General features: G+C 50.4%; 17 protein-coding genes. 7 read left to right on the top strand and 10 right to left on the bottom strand.

What is annotated here, in order from left to right:
• Position 1: 1 nt before the first annotated feature.
• The 9 genes from BEB54_RS01275 to yeiP form a co-directional block, all read right to left on the bottom strand.
• Entirely contained in the window at positions 2 to 1,027 is a 1,026-nt protein-coding gene (locus tag BEB54_RS01275) for an ABC transporter permease (protein ID WP_000088899.1), read from the bottom strand.
• Positions 1,027 to 2,121, bottom strand: coding sequence for a microcin C ABC transporter permease YejB (locus tag BEB54_RS01280; protein ID WP_105276859.1), 1,095 nt, complete (start codon positions 2,119 to 2,121; stop codon positions 1,027 to 1,029). Before BEB54_RS01280 ends, BEB54_RS01275 begins: the two co-directional genes overlap by 1 nt.
• Positions 2,122 to 3,936 (bottom strand): extracellular solute-binding protein, encoded by a 1,815-nt coding sequence (locus BEB54_RS01285; protein WP_105276860.1) that lies wholly within the window; start codon positions 3,934 to 3,936, stop codon positions 2,122 to 2,124.
• 81 nt (positions 3,937 to 4,017) lie between these two features.
• Positions 4,018 to 5,574, bottom strand: coding sequence for a cyclic di-GMP phosphodiesterase (locus tag BEB54_RS01290; RefSeq protein WP_105276861.1), 1,557 nt, complete (start codon positions 5,572 to 5,574; stop codon positions 4,018 to 4,020).
• Positions 5,575 to 5,754: 180 nt separating this feature from the next.
• Positions 5,755 to 6,321: a bifunctional murein DD-endopeptidase/murein LD-carboxypeptidase gene (gene mepS / locus BEB54_RS01295; RefSeq protein WP_000241011.1), complete on the bottom strand. Its 567-nt coding sequence runs from the start codon at positions 6,319 to 6,321 to the stop codon at positions 5,755 to 5,757.
• 412 nt (positions 6,322 to 6,733) lie between these two features.
• Entirely contained in the window at positions 6,734 to 7,447 is a 714-nt protein-coding gene (lpxT, locus tag BEB54_RS01300; RefSeq protein WP_088541306.1) for a Kdo(2)-lipid A phosphotransferase, read from the bottom strand.
• 38 nt (positions 7,448 to 7,485) lie between these two features.
• Positions 7,486 to 8,472, bottom strand: a complete 987-nt coding sequence (yeiR, locus tag BEB54_RS01305; RefSeq protein WP_000198827.1) for a zinc-binding GTPase YeiR — start codon at positions 8,470 to 8,472, stop codon at positions 7,486 to 7,488.
• A gap of 117 nt (positions 8,473 to 8,589) precedes the next feature.
• On the bottom strand, positions 8,590 to 10,056 hold the full coding sequence (locus BEB54_RS01310; RefSeq protein WP_105282110.1) for a mannitol dehydrogenase family protein: 1,467 nt from the start codon (positions 10,054 to 10,056) through the stop codon (positions 8,590 to 8,592).
• A gap of 222 nt (positions 10,057 to 10,278) precedes the next feature.
• On the bottom strand, positions 10,279 to 10,851 hold the full coding sequence (gene yeiP, locus BEB54_RS01315; protein WP_001136827.1) for an elongation factor P-like protein YeiP: 573 nt from the start codon (positions 10,849 to 10,851) through the stop codon (positions 10,279 to 10,281).
• Between the two features lie 154 nt (positions 10,852 to 11,005).
• On the opposite strand from yeiP, the gene BEB54_RS01320 reads away from it, so the two are divergent.
• Positions 11,006 to 11,260: a YkgJ family cysteine cluster protein gene (locus BEB54_RS01320; protein WP_001354771.1), complete on the top strand. Its 255-nt coding sequence runs from the start codon at positions 11,006 to 11,008 to the stop codon at positions 11,258 to 11,260.
• On the opposite strand, the gene setB is transcribed toward BEB54_RS01320, so the two are convergent.
• Positions 11,257 to 12,438 (bottom strand): sugar efflux transporter SetB, encoded by a 1,182-nt coding sequence (setB, locus tag BEB54_RS01325; RefSeq protein ID WP_000551973.1) that lies wholly within the window; start codon positions 12,436 to 12,438, stop codon positions 11,257 to 11,259. The two genes, BEB54_RS01320 and setB, sit on opposite strands and share 4 nt — an antisense overlap.
• A gap of 367 nt (positions 12,439 to 12,805) precedes the next feature.
• Between setB and fruB the strand changes: the two genes are divergently transcribed.
• From fruB to BEB54_RS01360, 6 genes are all read left to right on the top strand, one after another.
• Positions 12,806 to 13,936 (top strand): fused PTS fructose transporter subunit IIA/HPr protein, encoded by a 1,131-nt coding sequence (gene fruB / locus BEB54_RS01335; protein WP_000487253.1) that lies wholly within the window; start codon positions 12,806 to 12,808, stop codon positions 13,934 to 13,936.
• A complete protein-coding gene (fruK, locus tag BEB54_RS01340; RefSeq protein WP_000091263.1) occupies positions 13,936 to 14,874 on the top strand; it encodes a 1-phosphofructokinase in 939 nt (312 codons plus the stop codon). The genes fruB and fruK overlap by 1 nt, the downstream gene beginning before the upstream one ends.
• Before the next feature lie 16 nt (positions 14,875 to 14,890).
• Positions 14,891 to 16,582: a PTS fructose transporter subunit IIBC gene (gene fruA / locus BEB54_RS01345; RefSeq protein ID WP_000854458.1), complete on the top strand. Its 1,692-nt coding sequence runs from the start codon at positions 14,891 to 14,893 to the stop codon at positions 16,580 to 16,582.
• Between the two features lie 423 nt (positions 16,583 to 17,005).
• The gene (locus tag BEB54_RS01350; RefSeq protein ID WP_105276862.1) at positions 17,006 to 17,947 is read left to right on the top strand and encodes a pseudouridine kinase; all 942 of its coding nucleotides are present in this window, start codon (positions 17,006 to 17,008) and stop codon (positions 17,945 to 17,947) included.
• A complete protein-coding gene (psuG, locus tag BEB54_RS01355) occupies positions 17,935 to 18,873 on the top strand; it encodes a pseudouridine-5'-phosphate glycosidase (protein WP_105276863.1) in 939 nt (312 codons plus the stop codon). The genes BEB54_RS01350 and psuG overlap by 13 nt, the downstream gene beginning before the upstream one ends.
• Before the next feature lie 93 nt (positions 18,874 to 18,966).
• On the top strand, positions 18,967 to 20,217 hold the full coding sequence (locus BEB54_RS01360; RefSeq protein WP_000353870.1) for a NupC/NupG family nucleoside CNT transporter: 1,251 nt from the start codon (positions 18,967 to 18,969) through the stop codon (positions 20,215 to 20,217).
• Positions 20,218 to 20,234 lie beyond the last annotated feature (17 nt).

A 20,234-nucleotide genomic window follows, 5' to 3' on the forward strand; every position in this document is an offset into this window, starting at 1 on the left:
GCTACACCGCCTTATTAGGATCAAATGCGTCGCGGACGGCTTCACCAATAAAGATCAGCAAAGACAACAATATCGCCACCGACAAGAAGGCGGTGATCCCAAGCCACGGGGCCTGAAGGTTATTTTTCCCTTGTAACAGCAGTTCGCCGAGTGACGGTGAACCGAGCGGCAGACCGAAGCCGAGGAAATCGAGTGAGGTCAGGGTGGTGATCGAACTACATAAAATAAACGGTAAAAAGGTGAGGGTAGCGACCATGGCATTTGGCAACATATGACGCAGGATGATACTGCGATCGCTGACGCCAAGCGCCTGCGCCGCACGGATGTAGTCGAAATTACGGGTACGTAAAAACTCCGCCCGCACCACGCCGACCAGACTCATCCAGCCAAACAAGACGGTAATTGCCAACAGCCACCAGAAGTTAGGCTGTACGACGCTGGAAAGTAAAATAATCAAAAACAGCGTCGGCATCCCCGACCATACTTCAATAAAACGTTGCCCCCAGAGATCGACTTTACCGCCGTAATAGCCTTGTAGCGCCCCCGCCAACACGCCCATCACGCTGGAGCAGAGGGTCAGCATCAGGCCAAACAGAACTGAGATCCGCGTGCCATAGAGAATGCGCGCCAGCACATCGCCGCCATTGGCATCCGTTCCCAGCCAGTTTTGCCGGGAGGGTGGAGAAGGGAAGGGCTTATCGGTAGCAAAGTTGATACTGGTAGCACCAAAGCGAATCGGTGCCCACAGTACCCAGCCTTTATCTTCCAACCGCTGTTTCAGCCACGGGTCCTGATAATCAGCCTGGCTTGCCAGCGGGCCGCCAAAATCGCTTTCGCTGTAGTTTTTCAACAACGGGAAATACCAACTGCCGTCATAACGTACCAGCAACGGTTTATCGTTGGCGATAAGTTCAGAACACAAACTCAAACCAAATAAGACGAGGAAAATCCATAACGACCAGTAGCCGCGACGGTTATGACGAAAACGCGCCCAACGGGCCTGATTGACGGGGCTGAGTCGCGACATTAACGTCCCTCAAAATCTATACGCGGATCGACCAGCGTATAGCTGATATCACTGACAATATTCAGCAGCAGGCCAATCAGGGTGAAAATATACAAGGTACCAAACATTACAGGATAATCGCGCGAGACGGTCGCTTCGTAGCCCAGTAAGCCAAGACCATTGAGTGAAAACATCACCTCAATCAGCAGCGAGCCGGTAAAAAACATGCTGATAAACGTCGCCGGAAAACCGGCAATCACCAGCAGCATGGCGTTGCGGAACACATGTTTCCAGAGAATATTTTTTTCACTTACCCCTTTCGCACGGGCGGTCACCACGTATTGCTTGCGCACTTCATCAAGGAATGAGTTTTTTGTCAGCATGGTCAGCGCCGCAAAGCCGCCAATCACCGTCGCCAGCACCGGCAGCGTGATATGCCACAGATAATCGGTGATTTTCTGATACCACGGCAGCGAATCAAAGTTAGCGGAAACCAGGCCGCGCAGAGGGAACAGGTCGAAATAGCTGCCGCCCGCGAAGAAGACAATCAGCAGGATGGCAAACAAAAAGGCCGGAATGGCGTAGCCGATGATGATAAATGCGCTACTCCAGACGTCAAAGCGGCTACCATTATAAACAGCTTTGCGAATGCCTAACGGAATCGACACCAGATAGATAATCAGCGTGCTCCACAATCCGAGGGTGATGGAAACCGGCAGACTGTCTTTAATCAGCGTCAGCACCGAGGCGCTGCGAAACAGGCTATCGCCAAAATCAAAGCGGGTGTAGTCCCAGAGCATTTTGAAGTAACGTTCGTGGATCGGCTTATCGAAACCGTAGCGATGAGTGATCTCGGCGATCACTTCTGGATCTAATCCGCGTCCACCACGGTAATTACTGTCGCTGATATTGCCGACGCCCGTTTGCGCATGGCTGGCGCGAACACCTTCACCGCCTGCGCCGGGTAATACTCCGACATTACCAAACTCAATGGCGGCGATGGCCTGGTCGACCGGACCGCCAGGCGCAATTTGCACGATGAAAAAGTTGATAGTGATAATCGCCCATAACGTTGGGATCACCAGCAACAGACGGCGAATCAGATAAGCGCCCATCTACTCTCCCTGTTGTCTGGCTGACGGCAGTTTCGTCGCTTTATTAACGTCATACCACCATGTATCAATACCCAGGCTGTAAATAGGGCGCACAGCGGGTTGGGAGAATTTATCCCACCAGGCGAGACGGTCTTCCGCCATGTACCACATCGGCAGCATGTAATAATTCCACGTTAATACACGGTCCAGTGCGCGCCCCAACGGCAATAATTTTTCTTTATTTCCCTGGGCGGCAATAATTTGGTTGATCAGTGAATCGATAACCGGACTTTGCACGCCGGGAGCATTATAAGTGGAATTGATATATTCCGATGACCAGGAAATCTGTAAATCAGAACTGGGCCACGGCATCGCCCGCCATACGCGCGGCATCATGTCATAGTCGCGACTGCGCATTCGATTGGTGATTTGCGAGTTATCCACCTTGCGAATGTCCATGTTGATACCCAGCCGTTGCAGGCTGTGCTGGAACGGTAATACCCACTGACTATTGCTGCTTGCGGGAAGCAATAATTCAAAGCTGAGAGGCTGACCCGTTGTGGCATTAACGCGTTGCTGACCCTTCAGCACCCAGCCCGCTTCATTGAGAAGTTTGTCGGCTTTTAACAGGTTGTCACGATCGTAGCCATCGCCTTTCGATACCGGCGGCTGGTAGATTTGTGTGAAGACTTCTGGCGGAAGATCTTTTTTCATTGGTGCCAGAAGCACCAGCTCCGCGGCGTCGGGGTAATTTCTGGCTGCGTATTCGGTATTCTGAAAATAACTGTTCGTGCGACTCCAGGCATTGTAAAACAACGCCTTGTTCATCCATTCAAAGTCAAAGGCGAGAGTGATCGCTTCCCGGACCCGGCGATCGCTGAATACCGGACGTTGGATATTAAACGCCAGCCAGCGCGTATCCTGGGCTGATTCGTTCTTTTGCTCATCTTTGATGATGTATTTCTTATCGAAATTTTTACCAGTGTAGCGCGTGGCCCAGTTTTTGGCGTCGTTTTCCAAACGTAAATCAAAAGCACCGGCTTTAAACGCTTCAAAGGCGACATTATCATCGAGGTAATAATCGTAGCGAATGGTGTCGAAATTCCATCGTCCACGGTTTACCGGTAAGTTTGCGGCCCAGTAATCTTTCACGCGGGAATAAACAATATTTTGCCCCATTTTCCAGGACGTAATGCGGTACGGACCACTGGCAAGTGGAGGCGTGGCGAGCGGGTCGCTAAGTTTGTGATCCTTCCAGTACTTTTCTGGAAAGACCGGCAGCGAAAACAGACTCAACATATCTTCTTTGCCGGGTTTCGCTAACTCAATACGCACGGTTAATGGTGCAATGGCTTTGACGGTGGTGCCTTTGTAGACCAGACGAAATTGCGGTACGCCTTCGGTCATAAATTTTTGAAAAGTGAATTCGACATCGCGGGCAGTAATGGGGGAACCATCATGAAAACGGGCGCGCGGATTAATTGCGACCTCCACCCAGGAATAATCGTCAGCATAGCGCGCACTTTCGGCAATCAGCGGATAATAACTACCTGGCTCGTCATCGGAAGTAGTAAATAGCGTGTCGTACAGCTGCTCGGTGCGTGCGCCCGGGTTGCCGCGCAGTGCATAACGGTTGAAATTATCGAAGGTGCCGAGGGCTGACAACGTTATCTGCCCACCTTTTGGCGCGGCGGGGTTCACATAATCAAAATGGTTGAAATTAAACGCGTACCGGGGTTCGCCCAGTACCGCAAAGGCATAGCTTTCCTTGATAGCCTGCGCCTGCGCACCAAAGGTGAACAGAGCGATAAACAGCAGCAGTATGCGCACAATCATCTGCAACAGATTTCCTTTTACTCATCATTAGCCGCAAACCGGCATGCTTTCACTATGAATAATAAGGGACGTAAGCACGCCTTACCACTGCGGCGTATACGGTTTCTTCAGCCAGCGGACAAAATCGTCCAGCGGTAATGGGCGACTGATCCAGTAGCCTTGCATGAAATTAACGCCGCGTTCGCTTAGCCATCGCGCCTGTTCCGGCGTTTCAACCCCTTCAGCAACCGTCAGCATATTGAGACGTTTCGCCAGCGTCAGCACCGCGTCAAGTACGGGTGAAGTGATCGTTTCCGTACCGATGGCGTTGATAAATCCACGATCAATTTTCAGATAATCGAGCGTAAAACGCTCAAGATAGATAAGCGCGCTGTGCCCGGTGCCAAAGTCATCAATAGCAATTTCAACGCCGACTGAATGCAGCCAGGCGAAGAGTTGCGTGGCTTCTTGCTCTTTCAACATATCGCGCTCGGTAATTTCCAGCACAATCTGGAAATGATGTGCGGGCAGGGAAGTGAGCAATTTTTGGATATCAGCTTTAAAGCTTTCGCTGTGCAGATGGTCCGGCGCAATGTTAATGCCAAATTTGACGCCTACCGGCAGTACTTTTTCTAATTCTGCGGCATCACGGGCAATCAACTCAAACAGATGCTGAGTCAGCGGCACAATCATCTTTTGCGATTCGGCAAAGTTGATGAAGGCATCTGGGGGAATTTCTCCCGCTACAGGATGCCGCCAGCGTAGTAGTACTTCCAGGCCCGTTACCCGCAGAGCTTGTGTATCAACCACCGGTTGATATACCACGTAAAATTGTTCGCGCTTGATGGCGGTCATGATTTCTCTGCCCGGTCGCATACGCACGCTCATCAGGTAATAGCAGAGAAGTCCAACCATTGTTCCACTCATGCCGCCCAGTAAAAATGCGTACCACACATCGTTCCATGTCCAGTCATCCGCATAAAGCCGAACGGTCAGAGGAATGCCCGCAATTTTAGTTTCACGGACCGGCATGTCGGTTAATTCATTAACATTCATCAAACGTGACGAAAAGGTAGATAGAGCAGTATTGCCAATAATGAGCGCGACACCATCGTAATCTTCCTGCCGTGAGCTATAGAAGAGAGAAGGCGTCAGATTGAGATTCAGAGCGGCAAACACGCCGCTATTTTTCAGCAAAGGGTTGCGATACCAGATGACGATTGCGGGTTTGTTCGGCACCATCGGCGTGCCAGGTAAGATCGCCATATCGACGTTTTTATTAATGTCGAGCGCCGGAATCAATTCATTGAGTGGAATGTCCATCTCACCGGTCGCAGATGAACAGAATGTCTTTTTATCTTTCACCAGCACAAACGTACGGACATTCATACTAAACGCCGCACGGGCGGTCAGTTCGGGGTTAGCCTGCTGGCAGGTATCTAAGGTCAGCGGCTGGAGCCGGTCAGTAGTGGATTTCAGGTCGGCAAAATAGGTATCGAGATACTTTTGTACGTCGGTAATCAGTGTGTCGTATTTGACTTCGTGCTTATGCCAGGCCACTAAAAACTGAAGGCAGCTCACCAGTATCGCAATCATCACGCCTGCAACAATGCAGGTAAGCAGGAGCTTACGTCCAGAATTGGGAGCGCGTATGAACATGATTCCGTTAATTTCCTGAAATTACGACAACATTTAAAAGATAACAATGACCGGACTATAGCCTGGATCAAGACGCGGAAACATCATTTTCTCTGATGAATGAAAACAAAAAAGCACTGCCTAAGCAGTGCTTTCAGTTAACTCGTCAGGATAGCCAAGGGATTGCATCCAAACGGTTTATTAGCTGCGGCTGAGAACCCGGCGTGCTTCGTTGTAACGCTTCTTCCAGTACGGTTCATTCATGCTGGAAATAATAACACCACTGCTGGTGGAAGCATGGACAAACTGATTGTTGCCGATATAAATACCGACATGGCGTCCCGTTGAACCGGCGCGGAACAGAACTAAATCACCCGTACGCAAATTACTGCGGGAAACAGATTTACCCATTTCCTGCTGTTCGTAAGTCGAACGTGGAAGTTCTAAGCCAAATTGCTCACGGAATGTACGCTGTACGAAACCAGAACAATCGATACCTTTTTTAGTGCTGCCGCCCAGACGATAGCGTACGCCTTTCCAGTCAGCATACTGATCCATAATTCGCGATTTTACGTCGACATTACGAACCAGGTTTTCAAATTCATCCTGAGAAGCTTGCAGTGATGATGTTTCACTACCCACTGCACGTGTCTCAGGATGCATATTCTTTGCGGTGTTATTTGCACTACATGCAGAAAGCAGAACCGCTACTGCAATCGCGGGGATCCCGCGCAAGATATATCTCAAAATCGGTTGAGATTTGACCATGTTGTTTGTTTTCCCTTGAAGTCCTTAACGACAAATATCGTTATAAAAAAATGCCAAGCGACACGAGACTAATTACCTGGGCATGTTGAAACAATTCCTTAAGGCCAAATCTGTGGACTAACGCACAAAATTATATGCTGTGAGGATAATCTACCGCCGAGGCAAAACGAGTTCGAGATTACCCGATTGGTGCGGTCTTGGCGAGTGGTTTTACATGATTTTTTATAAGAAAAAGTGATACAGAAAGTTAATAAGCGGGATTGGTCAATTAAAGTACGATTGAGTGAAACGCATACAATCCATTCATTTACTTAGGGAATGATTTTTGTGTTCGATGAAAGAAAGCAAAGGCGCACATCATCAGGAATATCCTTACTATAAAAATAAACCTGATGATGTTAATTACCGTGAGTTATTTGTTTTGGAAATGTTTGTTTTTTCCTGGTAGTGATTTGTCAAAAAAGGTGATTAATCGATCACTTAATGGCGTCAGCAACACCCAGGGCAAACCGATCAATATCACGGTCATCGAACCGACAATGATGTCAGTAAACCAGTGTGCACCAATCATTACTCTGGGAAACGCAAAAACCACAAAAATAATAAGGGCGATAAGGCCTGCAACTTTGCCGAAATAACGCCACATGAATGCTGAAAAAATAAGCAGCATCATACCGTGATCGCCGGGAAAGCTATCTCGTGAGGCATCTTTCGTGGGAACAGAGAGCAGTTCGCTGACGCGGTTAATATCGGTAAAACTCAATGTTGGGCTGGCCCGTTTTACAGGAATTAATGCCTGACCCAGCTGGTTTAATACCACTGCAGTTAATAGCATGACGAGGCCAATAATCACGATACGTCGTCTGCCTGGGGCGTTTTCTTTCAGCCAGAAACTCAGCATCAACATTCCCATCGCCAGCAGTGAACAACCGTCGAAAGCGCGATTGTTGGTCAATGCAACCAGCCACAAAAAGGCCTTACTTTCGACCAGTTTCTGATTAAAAAAATAAAAAATATCCGCATCAATCGGCAACCAGAATCCATGATTAACGGGAATATACCAGGAAAGAAACAGCGCGAGGCCGACAATATTCAACAACACTATTTGCGGCAAATTTTTAATCATATTTTCTCTAATTATCTTACTGAAAAACGCAGGCAACCTTACGCGGTAGTCGCTAAACGAAGCTTCAACAGCGCGCTCTGCAAAGCATTCCAGTCAGCTTCGCTGCTGGAAATCAGCTCAATACGACTGTCCGGTGGCGCAACGTTTTGCGTTTCAATGTGCAGGTCATCGCCCTGACGGTTGATTCGTACCAGCCCTTCGGGAATACGCATCACGCCTTTGACGCGTTCCACCGGTGCAAGTCGCGCCCATTCCAGAATGCCAATGGTGTCGAATACCGTATCAGCGTCGAATATCCAGCCACAGGCCTGATGCCCTTGTCCACTGTTCAGACTGCGACGCCAGCGTTGATGCTCTGGCAGGCTTAACGCTGCTAACCCTTTTTTCACGCTATGCTGATGAGAATGCGCCGCGCTGGCGGGCAACTCGGCTAAATTGCGACGTGGCAAATCCAGAAGATGACCGTCAATTTTCCCATGCTCGCTGTGAATTAATTGCCGATCGCCACCATTTTGCTGCCACCAGCTCTGTAGCGCTTGCTCACTTTCGGGCGTCGCACGGTCGGATTTATTGGCGACAATAATGTCTGCGGCAGCCAGCTGGTCACGGAAGTTTTCATTGCTGGCGCTTTTTTCGTCCAGCAGCAGGCGTGGATCGAGAATGCACAACGTGGCGCGCAGATCTATCCACGGTTCATACACGGGCGCGGTTAAGAGATCGAGGATCTGTTTCGGATGGCCCAGCCCGGTCGGCTCTATCAACAAGCGGTCTGGTTTTCCCTGACGCAGTAAGGTATTCAACCCTACCTGCATGGGTAAACCATTAACGCAGCACATACAGCCGCCGGGGATCTCTTTCAACAATGCGCCGCTATCGGCGAGCAAAGCACCATCAATTCCGACTTCCCCAAATTCATTAACCAGTACCGCCCATTTTTCGTTGGGATCTTTATGGGCTAACAGATGAAGAATCGACGTAGTTTTCCCGCTGCCGAGAAAACCGGTGATGAGGTTGGTCCTGGTCACAACGGCTCCGCAATACTCTTAAAAGTTAACTGAGCGTTAATCCTGGCTAAAAAAGGCAGAAAAGAGAAGGGGAGAGCGGACGAAGGCGAGCTTCATCCGCTTTAACCGCAGAAATCGTTAAATTTTGAGGGTGTTTAATAGCGCCTGATGCGCGCCGAATTGTGCGATTTGCTGCCAGGCTTGTTCGATAGCCTGCACAAAATGCGGGTTATCTGGCAGATCATCACCGAAAACTTCACGCAGAGAAAGCAGGGCGGTTACGCGTTGTTCACTGCTACTGCCCGCAACAAGTTCGCAAATTTTATCGCTAAGCGGATCGCGAACATCAATGGCATTTCCGGCATCATCAACGCCGCTGACGTAACGCATCCAGCCTGCAACGCCTAATGCCAGCAACGACCAGTCCGTTTCGCGCGCCAGATGTATGCGAATACCAGCCATCATACGTTGCGGTAATTTCTGGCTACCATCCATTGCGATTTGCCAGGTCTTATGTTTCAGCGCCGGGTTAGCAAAACGTGCAATTAACTTATCTGCATATTGTGTTAAATCGACATCTTTAATTCGCAGTGTCGGCGCTTGCTCATCCAGCATTAATGCTCTGGCGGCATGGCGAAATGCGCGATCCTGCATGCAATCACTGATGTGCGCGAATCCTGAGAGGTAACCCAGATAAGCGAGAAAAGAGTGGCTGCCATTAAGCATACGCAGTTTCATCTCTTCCCATGGCAGGACATCATTCACCATTTGTACACCTGCGACTTCCCAGGCAGGACGCCCAGCGACGAAGTTATCTTCCACCACCCACTGGATAAACGGTTCGCAGCTAATCGCGCAGGGATCATTCACCCCCAGATGTTGGCTGATTTCCGCCAGTGATTCGTCGGTTGCTGCCGGAACAATACGGTCGACCATGGTTCCCGGAAAACTGACGTGTTCTTTTATCCACCCGGCGAGTTCTGGTGAACGTTTTTCCGCCATCCCCTGCACCGCGTTTTTCACCACATGGCCATTGTCGGGAATATTGTCGCAGGAGAGTACGGTAAACGGTGCAAGGCCGCGTTCACGGCGTCGTTTCAGTGCTTCGACGAGAATACCCGGCGCGGAGTGAGGTTCTTCAGGATTTTGAAGATCGTGAATAATCCGCGGATTGCTGGTGTCGAGTGCACCGGTGGCCGGGTCAATACAATAGCCTTTTTCTGTAATCGTCAGGGAAACAATTGCCACCTGTGGCTCGCAAAATTTCTCAATAATTGCCGCTAAGGAATCCAGTTTTGCATTCAGGCATTCGTGAACGGCACCGACAATTATCGCCTGGTTGCCGTCCGCACCTTTCTCCAGCACGGTATATAAATGGTTCTGTGCGCGGAGCTGGCTCATCAGCTGATCGCCGCTGAACAAGCTGATCTCACAGATCCCCCAGTCGCCGCCCTGGGCATTCAGCACACGATCGGTCAGTAACGCCTGATGTGCGCGGTGAAAGGCTCCGAAGCCAAAATGAACGATACGTGATTGCAACTGCTGGCGATCGTAGCGTGGAGCGTGTACCTGAGGCGGGAGCGTAGCGGAGGCGATTGTATTCATAGGAGTCACGTCTTAGTAACGATTGATTAACAATGACAGTGTAAAGTTATATGACAGAAATTGAAATTGGTCTGGATTGTTAATGCGATGAAGTGTGAGGGCGATCAATGAACTGGTGAATATTACGGGAGAACTATATTCAGGAAGCGCAAAATAGAAGATTGGTATAATAAATTAAAAAAGGGACAGCCTGAGCTATCCCTTTTCTGCATGCGGCTGAAGTTAGTCAGCACGCCCCATATAACGGCGTTCTTCGATATGGATACGAATTTTTTCGCCCGGGCTTAAGTATTCTGGTACCTGAATCACCAGACCAGTGCTCAATGTCGCCGGTTTGTTACGGGCGCTGGCAGATGCCCCTTTGATGCCTGGTGCGGTTTCAACGATTTCCAGATCAACGGTCTGCGGCAGCTCAAGCGCCAGCAGTTGACCGTCCCAGGTCAGCACCTGCATGTCCGGCATGCCGCCCTCAGGCATAAACAGCAACTCTTCTTCAATCTGATCTTTGGTGAAGGTATACGGGGTATAGTCTTCTTTATCCATAAAGACATATTCGTTGCCATCGACATAGGAGAAGTCAACGTAACGGCGGGTCAGCGTCACGGTGTCAACGATATCATCTCCTTTGAAACGCTCTTCTACTTTCAGCCCGGTACGGACATCAGAAAAACGCATTTTGTACAGCGTAGCGGCACCACGGGCAGTGGGCGACTGAATATCAATGTCCTTAACCAGCAGCAGTTTGCCGTTGTAATTCAGTACCATACCCTTTTTAATTTCGTTCGCTCTTGGCATCGAAGAATTCCTGTAGTCGAAAATGTCAAAAATATCGCGACAAAGTACTCGCGACGGGCCTTTCGGGCAAGTGGTATTCGCACTTTTGCTGATGCAAAAAAGGTGGTACTGTGCGCGCTCATCAATCCGGTGGTTAACCTTAAGAGAACAATGTATGGAATGCCGTCCGGGTTGCGGGGCGTGTTGCACTGCCCCCTCAATCTCCAGCCCTATTCCCGGTATGCCAGATGGCAAGCCCGCCAATACGCCCTGCATTCAGCTAGATGAGTATCAGCGCTGTAAAATTTTCACCTCGCCACTGCGGCCGAAAGTCTGTGCAGGGTTACAAGCCAGCGCTGAAATGTGCGGTAACTCGCGTCAGCAGGCAATGACCTGGCTTATCGATCTGGAAATGCTGACCGCGCCTTAAACATCTTTAATCCGCAGTAAGCAAAACAGAGTGGCGATAATCATCACCATCGCAAACCAGAACACAGCGTGATAATTCCAGATCTCGGCGACGATGCCCGCCACAGATCCTGCGATGATCCAGCCCACGCGCGACGTGTTGGTATAGAGCGTGGTGGCTGAACCTGCCTGACCGGGCATCAAATCCTGAAAATAGAGCATCCCGATGCCGCCCAGAATGCCAATAAAAATAGCATTTAGCAGCTGCAAGCCCAACAGAATGGCAGGTGAATGCGCCATCAGCATTCCTGCGTAAAAACAGACGCCACCCACGGCAGCAACGCGCATTAAGAAACGCTTACCCAGACGTTTGGCAAAATATCCGGCAATCAACATGGTCGGGATTTCCAGCCCGGCGGCGGTCCCCATCATCACGCCTGCCAGTTTCTCGGGAAGATGCAGTTCGTTGATAATAAATAGCGGCATGTTGATGATGTACAGGCTGTTCGAGCCCCACATCAATGTACAAATGACAAACAGCAGCAGCGTATCGCGACGGTTACGGCGCGGCGCTTCAACCGTGCCGGTCGCCAGCGGAAGCTCTTTTTGCATCGACGGTAAAAACAGCCACACCATCACGCCGCAAACAATAAACGCTACCGCTGCGCTCAGATACATTACCGTAAAGCTGAAACCCATCGCTAAGGCATAAGCCAGCGGCGGGCCAATGACCCATGCCAGTGAAACCTGAGCGCGTAAAAAAGAGCTGAACATCACCGCCTCACGTCCGGTTTTGTCGGCATGTTCACGTGCAAGGGCAAACATTTGCGGGTTAGCGGTCGAGCCAAAGCTGCTAAGAAAGACGCCAACGAATAGCAAAACAAAGTAGTTGCGATTCCAGGCAAAAAGGGTGCAGGCCAGCACGCCTAACAGGCAGCAAAAGACAATCAGCGATTTGCGATCGCCGCGCTTATCAGAGCGCCCGGCGAGAAACTGACTGACCAGAATCCCAATGACAGCGCTGCCGGTAAAGAAGAATCCCACCATCGCCGGACGGGCATGTACTTCATCGGTAAGGAAAATACTGAGTGTCGGGGTTTGCAGAGCGCCCGCAATACCGGTGAGAAAGGCAACGATTAAAAACGCCGTCGAGGTCAGGTCAAACGATTTCGCGCTGGAGACTGCGGGGGAGTTATGCATGCTGGTCGATCACTGGAAGAGGAAGACGCGGAGTTTACGCCGCTTGTTAGAAAATAAACAGACAGCGAAATCAAAAGCGCCACGAATAATCAAAATGCCATTTCACTGTTGCTGATTTGCTGCTGACGCTGCTGAAATGAAATTGCTGATAACGGATTTTCCCATCAGCAATTCGGAAAAATGACAAAAAATTGTGCAGCACATCAAACTTTTGCTCATTACTTTACGGCTTTCCTTGCGTGCTGAAACAGAAGTATTATGCTTTCTTGAAACGTTTCAGCGCGATCTTGTCTTTAACCCTAAGCCAGGTTGGCGCTTTTTTTCTCATAGAAGCTGAATCGTTTCAATTCAGCAAGAGAGGAGAACTATGTTCCAGTTATCCGTACAGGACATCCATCCGGGCGAAAAGGCCGGAGACAAAGAAGAGGCGATTCGCCAGGTCGCTGCGGCGCTGGTGCAGGCCGGTAATGTAGCTGAAGGCTACGTCAATGGCATGCTGGCGCGCGAACAGCAAACCTCTACGTTCCTCGGCAATGGTATTGCTATTCCACACGGCACTACCGACACCCGCGATCAGGTGCTGAAAACCGGCGTTCAGGTATTTCAGTTCCCGGAAGGCGTCACCTGGGGTGACGGCCAGGTAGCGTACGTGGCGATCGGTATTGCTGCCAGCTCGGATGAACATCTGGGTCTGTTACGCCAGCTGACCCACGTACTGAGCGATGATTCCGTTGCTGAACAGCTGAAGTCAGCAACGACAGCAGAAGAACTTCGCGCGTTGCTGATGGGCGAAAAGCAGAGTGAGCAGCTGAAGCTCGATAACGAAATGCTGACGCTGGATATTGTCGCCAGCGATCTGCTGACGCTTCAGGCGCTTAACGCTGCGCGTCTGAAAGAAGCAGGGGCAGTTGACGCCACCTTCGTCACTAAAGCTATCAATGAACAACCGCTGAACCTCGGACAGGGCATCTGGCTGAGCGATAGCGCTGAAGGCAATTTGCGTAGCGCGATTGCGGTAAGCCGTGCGGCAAATGCTTTTGATGTGGACGGCGAAACGGCAGCCATGCTGGTGAGTGTGGCGATGAATGACGATCAGCCCGTCGCGGTTCTTAAGCGTCTCGCTGATTTGTTGCTCGACAATAAAGCTGACCGTTTGCTGAAAGCGGATGCGGCAACGTTGCTGGCGCTGCTGACCAGCGATGATGCGCCGACCGACGACGTGTTAAGCGCGGAGTTTGTGGTGCGCAATGAACACGGCCTGCATGCTCGTCCAGGTACCATGCTGGTCAATACTATTAAACAATTTAACAGTGATATTACCGTGACAAACCTTGATGGCACCGGCAAACCGGCAAACGGACGTAGTCTGATGAAAGTTGTGGCACTTGGCGTTAAGAAAGGTCATCGCCTACGCTTTACCGCCCAGGGTGCAGATGCTGAGCAGGCGCTGAAAGCCATTGGCGACGCTATCGCTGCTGGTCTTGGGGAGGGCGCATAATGAGCAGACGTGTTGCTACTATCACCCTTAATCCGGCTTATGACCTTGTTGGTTTCTGCCCGGAAATTGAACGCGGCGAAGTGAACCTGGTGAAAACCACCGGTCTGCATGCGGCGGGTAAAGGCATCAACGTGGCCAAAGTATTAAAAGACCTGGGGATTGATGTCACCGTTGGCGGCTTCCTCGGTAAAGACAATCAGGATGGTTTTCAGCAACTGTTCAGCGAGCTGGGCATTGCCAACCGTTTCCAGGTTGTACAGGGGCGCACCCGAATTAACGTTAAGCTGACGGAAAAAGACGGCGAAGTGACCGACTTCAACTTCTCGGGTTTTGAAGTTACCCCCGCAGACTGGGAACGCTTTGTGACTGATTCTCTGAGCTGGCTCGGTCAGTTCGATATGGTCTGTGTCAGCGGAAGCTTACCGTCAGGCGTCAGCCCGGAAGCGTTCACCGACTGGATGACTCGCCTGCGTAGTCAGTGTCCTTGCATTATCTTTGATAGTAGCCGTGAAGCATTAGTGGCAGGTTTGAAAGCGGCACCGTGGCTGGTGAAACCTAACCGCCGCGAGCTGGAAATCTGGGCGGGCCGTAAACTGCCTGAAATGAAAGATGTGATTGAAGCTGCGCATGCGCTGCGTGAACAAGGTATCGCGCATGTCGTTATTTCACTGGGTGCCGAAGGCGCGCTTTGGGTTAATGCCTCCGGCGAATGGATCGCCAAACCACCGTCAGTCGATGTCGTAAGCACCGTTGGCGCAGGGGATTCTATGGTTGGTGGCCTGATTTATGGCTTGCTGATGCGTGAATCCAGTGAACACACACTGCGTCTGGCGACAGCTGTTGCAGCCCTGGCGGTAAGTCAAAGCAATGTGGGTATTACCGATCGTCCGCAGTTGGCCGCAATGATGGCGCGCGTCGACTTACAACCTTTTAACTGACAGCAGGAGAGGCATAATGAAAACGCTGCTGATTATTGACGCTAATCTCGGTCAGGCACGCGCCTATATGGCGAAGACCCTGCTGGGCGCGGCGGCGCGAAAAGCAAAACTGGAAATCATCGACAATCCGAACGACGCTGAAATGGCGATTGTTCTCGGTGATTCCATCCCGAACGACAGCGCGCTGAACGGTAAAAATGTCTGGCTGGGCGATATTTCTCGGGCAGTTGCGCACCCTGAGCTGTTCCTGAGTGAAGCCAAAGGCCATGCGAAACCTTACACTGCACCGGTCGCTGCGACAGCACCAGTTGCCACCAGCGGTCCGAAACGCGTAGTTGCGGTGACAGCTTGCCCGACTGGCGTAGCACACACATTTATGGCGGCTGAAGCCATTGAAACCGAAGCGAAAAAACGTGGCTGGTGGGTGAAAGTTGAAACCCGTGGTTCTGTTGGCGCGGGTAATGCGATCACCCCTGAAGAAGTAGCCGCAGCGGATCTGGTGATTGTGGCGGCAGATATCGAAGTGGATCTGGCGAAATTTGCTGGTAAACCGATGTATCGCACCTCTACCGGTCTGGCGCTGAAGAAAACCGCGCAGGAACTGGATAAAGCGGTTGCTGAAGCAACGCCGTATGAACCGGCGGGCAAAGCTCAAACAGCGACCACTGAAGGTAAGAAAGAGGGTGCAGGCGCTTACCGTCACTTGCTGACGGGCGTCTCTTACATGCTGCCGATGGTCGTTGCAGGTGGTCTGTGTATCGCGCTTTCTTTTGCTTTTGGTATCGAAGCGTTTAAAGAGCCGGGTACGTTGGCAGCGGCGCTGATGCAGATTGGTGGTGGTTCAGCCTTTGCGCTGATGGTGCCGGTACTGGCAGGTTACATTGCCTTCTCCATTGCCGATCGTCCGGGTCTCACGCCGGGTCTGATTGGCGGTATGCTGGCGGTCAGCACCGGTTCTGGCTTCATTGGGGGTATTATTGCGGGCTTCCTGGCTGGTTACATTGCGAAGTTAATCAGTACGCAACTGAAACTGCCACAGAGTATGGAGGCGCTGAAACCGATCCTGATCATTCCGCTAATTTCCAGTCTGGTGGTCGGTCTGGCGATGATCTACCTGATCGGTAAACCGGTTGCTGGCATTCTCGAAGGGTTGACTCACTGGCTACAGACCATGGGGACTGCGAATGCGGTTCTGCTGGGGGCGATCCTCGGTGGCATGATGTGTACTGACATGGGCGGTCCGGTAAATAAAGCAGCGTACGCATTCGGTGTGGGTCTGCTGAGTACTCAAACCTATGGCCCGATGGCGGCGATTATGGCGGCAGGTATGGTGCCACCGCTGGCAATGGGTCTGGCAACAATGGTGGCGCGTCGCAAATTCGACAAAGCGCAGCAGGAAGGTGGCAAAGCCGCTCTGGTTCTTGGTCTGTGCTTTATTTCGGAAGGTGCAATTCCGTTTGCTGCTCGTGATCCGATGCGTGTGCTGCCGTGTTGTATCGTTGGTGGGGCGCTGACTGGCGCAATCTCAATGGCGATTGGTGCGAAACTGATGGCACCGCACGGTGGTCTGTTTGTTCTGCTGATCCCTGGCGCTATTACGCCGGTACTGGGTTACCTGGTAGCAATTATTGCCGGTACGCTGGTGGCGGGTTTGGCCTATGCCTTCCTGAAACGTCCGGAAGTGGACGCAGTAGCGAAAGCAGCGTAATAAAAGGTGTGTTACAGGGCAGAAAATTCCTGCCCTGTAACATTTGATGAGCGCAAAGGGAATGACCAGTTTGTGAATGTAATTTTATGAATTTAAATGGTTTTATCTTTCAGTAGAAACCTGAAATGTTCATCAAACACTAAGGTTATTTCCTCAAGGGCAGATTATTTTCTGCCCTTTTTTAGTGTTCCTGTTCTGTGCATCCCGTCACAAATTCCTCACTTTTGTAATTCAGGCATTTAATCGCATTTTGTGAGCCTGCTCAAATCTGCCTATTTTGCCTCTCTGGCGGCAATTTACTTTACGTAAAACATGCATACTATGAGCACATGTTTAAATATGAACACATGTTTAAACCGTCTTTGCAGTATCTATATTCTTGTGGATTGACAGGGTTGGTAATTTTTTACCAGAGGACGTGCTATGCGCGAAAAGGATTATGTCGTAATTATAGGCTCGGCGAATATTGATGTCGCCGGATATTCACATGAATCATTAAATTATGCGGATTCAAATCCAGGTAAAATAAAATTTACGCCTGGTGGGGTAGGGCGCAATATTGCACAAAACCTGGCGTTGCTGGGTAATAAAGCCTGGCTACTGAGCGCCGTAGGCAGTGATTTTTATGGTCAATCGCTGCTAACGCAAACCAATCAATCTGGCGTTTATGTCGATAAATGCCTGATTGTGCCGGGAGAAAATACGTCGAGCTATTTATCATTACTCGATAATACCGGTGAAATGCTGGTTGCTATAAATGACATGAATATTAGCAACGCTATTACAGCTGAATATCTCGCACAGCACCGTGAATTTATTCAGAGGGCAAAGGTCATTGTCGCGGACTGTAATATCAGTGAAGAGGCACTGGCATGGATTCTGGATAATGCCGCCAACGTACCCGTATTTGTCGATCCTGTTTCTGCGTGGAAATGTGTCAAAGTGCGCGACCGTCTAAATCTGATCCACACTCTCAAGCCAAACCGCCTTGAAGCGGAAACCCTGAGTGGAATTGCACTGTCTGGGCGTGAAGATGTCGCAAAGGTCGCCGCCTGGTTTCATCAACACGGCCTGAACCGCCTGGTGCTGAGCATGGGCGGTGATGGTGTTTATTACAGTGATATCGGCGGTGAAAGTGGCTGGTCTGCCCCCATCAAAACCAAAGTCATCAATGTTACCGGAGCAGGCGACGCCATGATGGCGGGGCTGGCCTCCTGTTGGGTAGACGGGATGTCGTTTACCGATTCTGTTCGATTTGCGCAGGGATGTTCGTCAATGGCACTTGCCTGTGAATATACCAACAACCCTGAATTATCAATTGCCAATGTTACATCGTTAGTGGAGAACACCGAATGTCTGAATTAACTCTGTCCCCTGAACTATTACAAATATCTGCCGAAGTACAAGAAGCTTTAAAAAATAAAAAACCGATTGTTGCTCTTGAATCAACCATTATTTCGCATGGTATGCCATTCCCGCAAAATGCTGAGACGGCAATTGAAGTAGAAGACACAATTCGTAAGCACGGTGCTGTACCTGCAACAATCGCCATTATTGGTGGTGTCATGAAAGTAGGTTTGAGCAAAGAAGAAATTGAATTGTTAGGCCGTGAAGGACATAACGTGACGAAAGTCAGTCGCCGTGATTTACCTTTTGTCGTTGCTGCAGGAAAAAATGGCGCGACCACCGTTGCTTCAACGATGATTATCGCGGCACTGGCAGGAATTAAAGTATTTGCAACGGGGGGGATTGGTGGTGTGCATCGCGGTGCGGAACATACATTCGATATTTCTGCCGATTTACAGGAACTGGCAAATACTAATGTCACCGTTGTTTGTGCCGGTGCAAAATCTATTCTCGATTTAGGATTAACAACAGAATATTTAGAAACCTTCGGTGTACCGTTAATTGGCTATCAGACAAAAGCGCTGCCTGCGTTTTTCTGCCGTACCAGCCCATTTGAAGTCAGTATTCGCCTTGATAGTGCCACGGAAATCGCTCGTGCAATGGCAGTGAAATGGCAAACCGGTTTGAACGGCGGCCTGGTAGTGGCGAATCCGATCCCGGAACAGTTTGCGATGCCGGAGGAATCTATCAATGCAGCCATAGATCAAGCCGTCGCCGAAGCCGAAGAGCAGGGCGTTATTGGTAAAGAAAGTACACCGTTCCTGCTGGCTCGTGTTGCTGAACTGACTGGCGGTGACAGCCTGAAATCCAACATCCAACTGGTGTTCAACAACGCCATTCTGGCGAGCGAAATTGCCAAAGAATACCAGCGTCTCGCGGGTTAATTTCTGACGGGCAGAAAGCCGTCGCCCGTACTGATCATACATACCGAAACCTGGCGCTTGCGCCGGGTTTACTGGCATGAAAGGAAAATCATTATGGATATAATGAGAAGTTTGGTGGGTATGGTGGTATTGCTGGCAATTGCATTCTTATTGTCAGTGAATAAAAAGCGTATCAGCGTACGCACGGTCGGAGCTGCATTGCTGCTGCAAATCGCTATTGGTGGCATTATGCTCTACTTCCCACCGGGAAAATGGGCGGTAGAGCAGGCGGCATTAGGCGTACATAAAGTGATGTCTTACAGTGACGCCGGAAGTGCCTTTATTTTTGGTTCGCTGGTCGGGCCGAAAATGGATGTCCTGTTTGATGGCGCAGGCTTTATCTTCGCCTTTCGCGTACTTCCGGCAATTATTTTCGTCACAGCGCTCATCAGCCTGCTGTACTACATTGGCGTGATGGGGCTGCTAATCCGCATTCTTGGCAGTATTTTTCAGAAAGCCCTCAACATCAGCAAAATCGAATCTTTTGTTGCGGTTACCACTATTTTCCTCGGGCAAAATGAGATCCCGGCGATCGTTAAACCGTTTATCGATCGCATGAATCGCAACGAGCTATTTACGGCAATTTGTAGCGGGATGGCGTCCATTGCCGGTTCGATGATGATTGGTTATGCCGGAATGGGCGTACCAATTGACTACCTGTTAGCGGCATCGCTGATGGCGATCCCTGGTGGTATTTTGTTTGCACGTATTCTTAGCCCAGCCACCGAGCCTTCGCAGGTGACATTTGAAAATCTGTCGTTCAGCGAAACGCCGCCAAAAAGCTTTATCGAAGCGGCGGCGAGCGGTGCGATGACCGGGTTGAAAATCGCCGCTGGTGTGGCGACGGTGGTAATGGCGTTTGTGGCAATTATTGCGCTGATCAACGGCATTATCGGCGGAATTGGTGGCTGGTTTGGTTTTTCCAATGCCTCTCTGGAAAGTATTTTTGGCTATGTGCTGGCACCGCTGGCGTGGATCATGGGCGTGGACTGGAGTGATGCCAACCTTGCGGGTAGCCTGATTGGGCAGAAACTGGCGATTAACGAATTCGTCGCTTACCTGAGTTTCTCCCCATACCTGCAAACGGGCGGCACGCTGGAAGTGAAAACCATTGCGATTATCTCCTTTGCGCTTTGTGGTTTTGCTAACTTTGGTTCTATCGGTGTTGTCGTTGGGGCGTTTTCGGCTATTTCGCCAAAACGCGCGCCGGAAATCGCTCAGCTTGGGTTACGGGCGTTGGCAGCAGCAACGCTTTCCAACCTGATGAGCGCGACCATTGCCGGGTTCTTTATTGGTTTAGCTTGAGTTTCATTACCGGATGT

Origin of the sequence: Escherichia sp. MOD1-EC6021, from assembly GCF_002965245.1 — a bacterium.
GTDB lineage: Bacteria > Pseudomonadota > Gammaproteobacteria > Enterobacterales > Enterobacteriaceae > Escherichia > Escherichia coli_F.

What these genes read in the sequence shown, in the direction of transcription:
- BEB54_RS01275 (WP_000088899.1), bottom strand. Translation starts at nt 1,027, where the DNA reads ATGTCGCGACTCAGCCCCGTCAATCAGGCCCGTTGGGCGCGTTTTCGT.
- BEB54_RS01280 (WP_105276859.1), bottom strand. Translation starts at nt 2,121, where the DNA reads ATGGGCGCTTATCTGATTCGCCGTCTGTTGCTGGTGATCCCAACGTTA.
- BEB54_RS01285 (WP_105276860.1), bottom strand. Translation starts at nt 3,936, where the DNA reads ATGATTGTGCGCATACTGCTGCTGTTTATCGCTCTGTTCACCTTTGGT.
- BEB54_RS01290 (WP_105276861.1), bottom strand. Translation starts at nt 5,574, where the DNA reads ATGTTCATACGCGCTCCCAATTCTGGACGTAAGCTCCTGCTTACCTGC.
- mepS (WP_000241011.1), bottom strand. Translation starts at nt 6,321, where the DNA reads ATGGTCAAATCTCAACCGATTTTGAGATATATCTTGCGCGGGATCCCC.
- lpxT (WP_088541306.1), bottom strand. Translation starts at nt 7,447, where the DNA reads ATGATTAAAAATTTGCCGCAAATAGTGTTGTTGAATATTGTCGGCCTC.
- BEB54_RS01310 (WP_105282110.1), bottom strand. Translation starts at nt 10,056, where the DNA reads ATGAATACAATCGCCTCCGCTACGCTCCCGCCTCAGGTACACGCTCCA.
- yeiP (WP_001136827.1), bottom strand. Translation starts at nt 10,851, where the DNA reads ATGCCAAGAGCGAACGAAATTAAAAAGGGTATGGTACTGAATTACAAC.
- BEB54_RS01320 (WP_001354771.1), top strand. Translation starts at nt 11,006, where the DNA reads ATGGAATGCCGTCCGGGTTGCGGGGCGTGTTGCACTGCCCCCTCAATC.
- setB (WP_000551973.1), bottom strand. Translation starts at nt 12,438, where the DNA reads ATGCATAACTCCCCCGCAGTCTCCAGCGCGAAATCGTTTGACCTGACC.
- fruB (WP_000487253.1), top strand. Translation starts at nt 12,806, where the DNA reads ATGTTCCAGTTATCCGTACAGGACATCCATCCGGGCGAAAAGGCCGGA.
- fruK (WP_000091263.1), top strand. Translation starts at nt 13,936, where the DNA reads ATGAGCAGACGTGTTGCTACTATCACCCTTAATCCGGCTTATGACCTT.
- fruA (WP_000854458.1), top strand. Translation starts at nt 14,891, where the DNA reads ATGAAAACGCTGCTGATTATTGACGCTAATCTCGGTCAGGCACGCGCC.
- BEB54_RS01350 (WP_105276862.1), top strand. Translation starts at nt 17,006, where the DNA reads ATGCGCGAAAAGGATTATGTCGTAATTATAGGCTCGGCGAATATTGAT.
- psuG (WP_105276863.1), top strand. Translation starts at nt 17,935, where the DNA reads ATGTCTGAATTAACTCTGTCCCCTGAACTATTACAAATATCTGCCGAA.
- BEB54_RS01360 (WP_000353870.1), top strand. Translation starts at nt 18,967, where the DNA reads ATGGATATAATGAGAAGTTTGGTGGGTATGGTGGTATTGCTGGCAATT.